Source organism: Microbacterium sp. zg.Y909 (genome assembly GCF_024626565.1).
Window position 1 is genome coordinate 1 of sequence record NZ_JANJFJ010000343.1, and the last position, 4,762, is coordinate 4,762.

The 4,762-nt window shown below is 69.1% G+C and carries 7 protein-coding genes; 5 read left to right on the forward strand and 2 right to left on the reverse strand.

Going from position 1 to position 4,762, the window contains the following annotated elements; translation table 11 throughout:
- Positions 1-753, forward strand: a 753-nt coding sequence (locus tag NQ160_RS18740; RefSeq protein WP_306853756.1) for an alpha-isopropylmalate synthase regulatory domain-containing protein, incomplete at its 5' end; no start/stop codon positions are given.
- Positions 754-841: 88 nt separating this feature from the next.
- Here NQ160_RS18740 and NQ160_RS18745 read toward each other — a convergent pair.
- Positions 842-1,582 (reverse strand): trimeric intracellular cation channel family protein, encoded by a 741-nt coding sequence (locus tag NQ160_RS18745; RefSeq protein WP_257516629.1) that lies wholly within the window; start codon positions 1,580-1,582, stop codon positions 842-844.
- A gap of 63 nt (positions 1,583-1,645) precedes the next feature.
- Between NQ160_RS18745 and recO the strand changes: the two genes are divergently transcribed.
- From recO to NQ160_RS18760, 3 genes are read left to right on the forward strand one after another with little or no spacing between them, the layout of a single operon-like run.
- Positions 1,646-2,398, forward strand: a complete 753-nt coding sequence (gene recO / locus NQ160_RS18750) for a DNA repair protein RecO (protein WP_257516630.1) — start codon at positions 1,646-1,648, stop codon at positions 2,396-2,398.
- Positions 2,395-3,198 carry an isoprenyl transferase gene (locus NQ160_RS18755; RefSeq protein WP_257516631.1) on the forward strand — a complete coding sequence of 268 codons (804 nt, stop codon included), beginning with the start codon at positions 2,395-2,397 and terminating at the stop codon, positions 3,196-3,198. The genes recO and NQ160_RS18755 overlap by 4 nt, the downstream gene beginning before the upstream one ends.
- Positions 3,199-3,240: 42 nt before the next feature.
- A complete protein-coding gene (locus NQ160_RS18760) occupies positions 3,241-3,936 on the forward strand; it encodes a DsbA family oxidoreductase (protein WP_257516632.1) in 696 nt (231 codons plus the stop codon).
- A 78-nt stretch (positions 3,937-4,014) separates the two neighbouring features.
- Here the strand turns inward: NQ160_RS18760 and NQ160_RS18765 are convergent, their stop codons facing one another.
- Positions 4,015-4,518 (reverse strand): glutathione peroxidase, encoded by a 504-nt coding sequence (locus NQ160_RS18765; protein ID WP_257516633.1) that lies wholly within the window; start codon positions 4,516-4,518, stop codon positions 4,015-4,017.
- 62 nt (positions 4,519-4,580) lie between these two features.
- On the opposite strand from NQ160_RS18765, the gene NQ160_RS18770 reads away from it, so the two are divergent.
- A partial coding sequence (locus NQ160_RS18770; RefSeq protein ID WP_257516634.1) for a tRNA-dihydrouridine synthase occupies positions 4,581-4,762 on the forward strand: 182 nt, incomplete at its 3' end.

Here is a 4,762-nt window from a genome sequence, read left to right on the forward strand (position 1 = left end):
GACCTCGTCTTCACCGCTTTCAGCGGGTCGCACCAGGACGCGATCAAGAAGGGCTTCGAGGCGATGGAAGCCCGCGCCGCGGCATCCGGGGTCTCGGTCGACGAGATCGAGTGGGCCGTTCCCTACCTGCCGATCGACCCGAAGGACCTGGGGCGCTCGTACGAGGCGGTCATCCGGGTGAACTCGCAGTCGGGCAAGGGGGGCGTCGCCTACCTGCTGCGCACCGACCACGCGTTGGACCTGCCTCGCAAGCTGCAGATCGAGTTCTCGGGTGTCGTGCAGGCCAAGACCGACGCCGAGGGTGGCGAAGTCACCAGCGAGCAGATCTGGGACATCTTCACCGACGAGTACCTGCCCTCGACGGCCGATGAGGCCAAGTGGGGCCGCTTCGAGCTGCTGGCCACCCGCACCCAGAGCGACATGTCGGGCGACGTCACCCTCGATGTGACGCTGCGCGACGGCGACGGCCAGGAGGATCTCACCGGCACCGGCAACGGGCCGATTGCGGCGTTCCTGTCGGTGTTGAGCGCGCGCGGCTTCGACATCTCGCTCTACGACTACGTCGAGCACACGCTCAGCGCGGGGGGCGACGCGCAGGCGGCCGCCTACGTCGAGCTGCAGGTGGACGGCGAGCGGCTGTGGGGGGTCGGAATCGACGGCGACATCTCGACTGCGAGCCTGAAGGCGATCGTCTCGTGCGTGAACCGCGCGATCCGCACGCGCACCCGCGAGGCCCAGCTGACCGCCGTGTGACACCGCCGCGGTCGCTCAGGGCCGTGAGACGAATGCTGGCGGCCGAGACCGTGGGTATCACCCGCTGTCTCGGCCGTCGGTTTTCGTCTCAGCGCTGAGGGCGGGGGCGGGGGCGGGGGCGGCGGAGCCAGGCGCGGCGGGGCGGATCCTGCGTGACGATCGGGATCGCGCTCGTCTCGACCGCGACCTTGCGGCGGTGAAGACGCCGCTGCTCGGGAAGCGAGATGTCGAAGATCACGGCGAGCAGCCTGATCACAGCGGTCACCACGACGCTGGCGACCGCGGCAGCAGTGAGCGGCACCCCCAGCGCGTCGAGTCCCGCGAGGACAAAGCAACCGACGCCCGCAGCCACCGCGTACAGCGACCCGACGTGCATGATGGCGACCGGCAGCCCCATGATGACGTCGCGCAGGATGCCGCCGCCCACCGCCGAGCACACCCCGATGAACACCGCCGGCACCATCGGCAGCCCGAGGGCCAGCGCCTTGCTGGTGCCGAAGGCGCCGAACAGCCCGATCACGACGGCATCCAGAGCGATGATCACGTGGTTGAGCCGCTGGAAGATGCCGGACAGCAGCATGCCCACCAGTGCCGCACCCATCGCCGTGAGCAGGTACCAGTTGCTCTGCAGCGTCACCGGTGTGGTGTTCAGCAGCAGGTCGCGGATGAGGCCGCCGCCCATGCCCATGACGATGCCGATGATCGCCACACCCAGCAGGTCGAGGCGTCGCCCGGTGAAGCCAGCCGCGAACAGAGCGCCCTGCACCCCGCCCAGTCCGACCGCGAGAAGGTCCGCCCACAGCGGAATGGCGAAGGTGGTTTCGGGCACGCGTTCATTGTTGCCGTCGCCGCGCCGCGACGCGAGTGCGCCTCGCCGGTCGATAATGGAGGGGTGCCCACCTATCGCGACGAAGTCGTGGTTCTGCGCACCCACAAACTGGGTGAAGCCGACCGCATCGTGACGATGCTCAGTCGCCGCCACGGCAAGCTGCGCGCGGTCGCGAAGGGCGTGCGCCGCACCTCGTCGAGGTTCGGCTCGCGGCTCGAGCCGTTCATGGTCGCCGATGTGCAGCTCTACCAAGGCCGATCGCTCGACATCGTGCAGCAGGCCGAGTCGCTGGGCTCCTACGGCGCGCAGATCGCCGCCGATTACGACCGCTACACCGCCGCCAGCGCCATGGTCGAGACCGCCGACCGGCTGAACGAGGCCGAGACCACCTCGCAGCAGTACCTGCTGCTCGTCGGCGGCCTGCGGGCGCTGTCGCGCGCAGAGCACGCATCGCGGGCCGTGTTGGACTCCTACCTGCTGCGCGTCATGGCGCTGTCGGGCTGGGCACCCAACCTGCTCGACTGCGCCCGATGCGGGGCGAAGGGCCCGCACGAGTGGTTCGTCGCTCAGCTGGGCGGCATGGTGTGCGCCGCGTGCGCGCCGGCCGGCTCGGCGCGCGTGCATCCCGAGACGGGAGCGCAGCTTCGTGCGCTGCTGGCGGGGGACTGGGACGTCGTAGACGGCGCGACCGACGGCGCGTCCGGTGCAGCGTCGGGACTCGTGGCCGCATACGCGCAATGGCATCTGGAGCGCGGCATCCGCTCGCTTTCGCACGTGGCGACAGCCCAGACCCCGAGAGCGGGAGCTTCACGGTGACACCCAAGCCCTACACGCATCGCGACGCGGTGCCGTACCGCCCCCTGGATTGGACGGGACAGTACCCGCCTGACTTCCCCAAGAAGGGCGTGCCGCAGCACATCGCCATCGTCATGGACGGCAACGGCCGCTGGGCGAACCGGCGCGGCCTCACCCGGATCGAGGGCCACAAGGCCGGCGAGGAGGTGCTGCTCGACGTCGTGGCCGGCGCCATCCAGGCTGGGGTCAAGAACCTCTCGGTGTACGCGTTCTCCACCGAGAACTGGGCGCGCTCGCCCGAAGAGGTGCGCTTCCTCATGGGCTACAACCGCGACGTGCTGCACCGCCGGCGCGACCAGCTCAATGAGTGGGGCGTGCGCGTGCGCTGGGCGGGCCGCAAGCCGCGGCTGTGGGGCTCGGTCATCAAAGAGCTGCAGTACGCCGAGCAGCTGACGGCGGGCAACGACGTGCTCACTCTCACGATGTGCGTCAACTACGGCGGCCGGGTCGAGATCGTCGACGCGGTGCGGGCGATCGCCGACGACGTCGCCGCGGGCCGGATCAAGCCCTCGGCGGTGAGCGAGAAGCTGATCCAGCGCCACCTGTACGTGCCCGACATGCCCGACGTCGACCTGTTCCTGCGGTCCAGCGGCGAGCAGCGCACGTCGAATTTCCTGCTGTGGCAGGCGGCCTACGCCGAGATGGTGTTCCTCGACACCCTGTGGCCGGATTTCTCCCGCACCGAGCTGTGGCGCGCGATCGGCATCTATCTCGATCGCGACCGCCGCTTCGGCGGGGCGGTCGACGCGCCGAGTGTATGACCCGCACGGAATAGATCGCCCCAGCGCCGCGTTGGCCCCGGCATGACGGATGCCATCAAGATCGACGTATGGAGTGACATCGCCTGCCCGTGGTGTTACATCGGCAAGCGCAACCTCGAGAACGGGCTGGCCGCGGCATCCACCGACGCCGACGCGCCCATCGTCGAGGTGACCTACCACTCGTACGAGCTCTCACCCGACACCCCCGTCGACTTCGAGGGCGACGAGATCGACTTCCTCGCCGGCCACAAGGGTATGCCCCGTGACCAGGTGCAGCAGATGCTCGAGCGCGTCGCCGGGGTCGCCGCCGAAGCAGGACTGGATTACCGGTTCGACCTGCTGAAGCACACCAACACCGTCAAGGCGCACGAACTGCTGCACTTCGCCAAGGCACACGGTCGCCAGCACGAGATGGCCGAGCGACTGATGGCCGCGTACTTCACCGAGGGGCGTCACGTCGGCCGTATCGATGACCTCGTGCAACTGGCGGCCGATGCCGGCCTCGACGCCGAGGCCGCCCGCGCCGCGCTCGAGAGCGGTCAGCACCTGGCCGACGTGCGCGCCGACCAGGCGCAGGCGCAGGCCTATGGGATCACCGGGGTGCCGTTCTTCGTCATCGACGGCAAGTACGGTGTGAGCGGCGCCCAGCCCGCCGACGCGTTCGCGCAGATCGCACGACAGGTGTGGGCCGAGCGCAGCACCCAGCCCGACCCGGACGCCGCCGTCCCCGCCGCCTGAGACCGACGAAAGGGGCCTCGCCGCTGCTGCGGTGAGGCCCTTTTCGTATGCGCGACGTGCGCCCGCCCGTCCGCGCTCTCAGCCCGCCAGTGCGTCTTCGATCGCGGCGATGACCTCGGGTGCGTCGGGCTTGACCTGCGGACGGAACCGGTGCACGGCGCCGTCGGGGGTGACCAGGAACTTCTCGAAGTTCCACATGACGGGCCCTCGGGCTCCTTCGACGTTGCGGGCCTTCTTCAGCGCCTTGTACAGGGGAGCCGCGTTGCGACCGTTGACGTGGATCTTCTCCTGCACCGGGAAGGTCACGCCCCACGTGGTCGAGCAGTACTCGAGGATCTCCTCCATCGAGCCGGGCTCCTGGCCCATGAACTGGTTGCTGGGAAACCCCACGACCGTCAGCCCACGGTCGCCGTAGGTGCGCTGCAGTTCTTCGAGCGTCTCGTACTGCGGCGCCAGGCCGCACTTCGATGCGACGTTGACGACGAGGAAGGGTCCGTCGCCGAGATCAGCGAGCGTCTTCTGCTCCCCGTCGGCCGTGCGGAAGGGGATCTGGCGGATGTCCACACTCTGGTCGTCGGTCATGTTCTCCACGATAGGGCCGTGGGTCGCCTGTGGGGCGGCCAGCATCTGGGAGAATGGAGAGGATGTCTTCCACCGTCGCACCCGCCCCCACGCTGCGCATCGGGCCGATCGAGCTCGATGCGCCCGTCGTGCTGGCTCCGATGGCGGGTATCACCAACACCGCCTTCCGGCGGCTGTGCCGCGAATACGGCGCCGGGCTGTACGTCAGCGAGATGATCACCAGCCGTGCGCTGGTCGAGCGCAA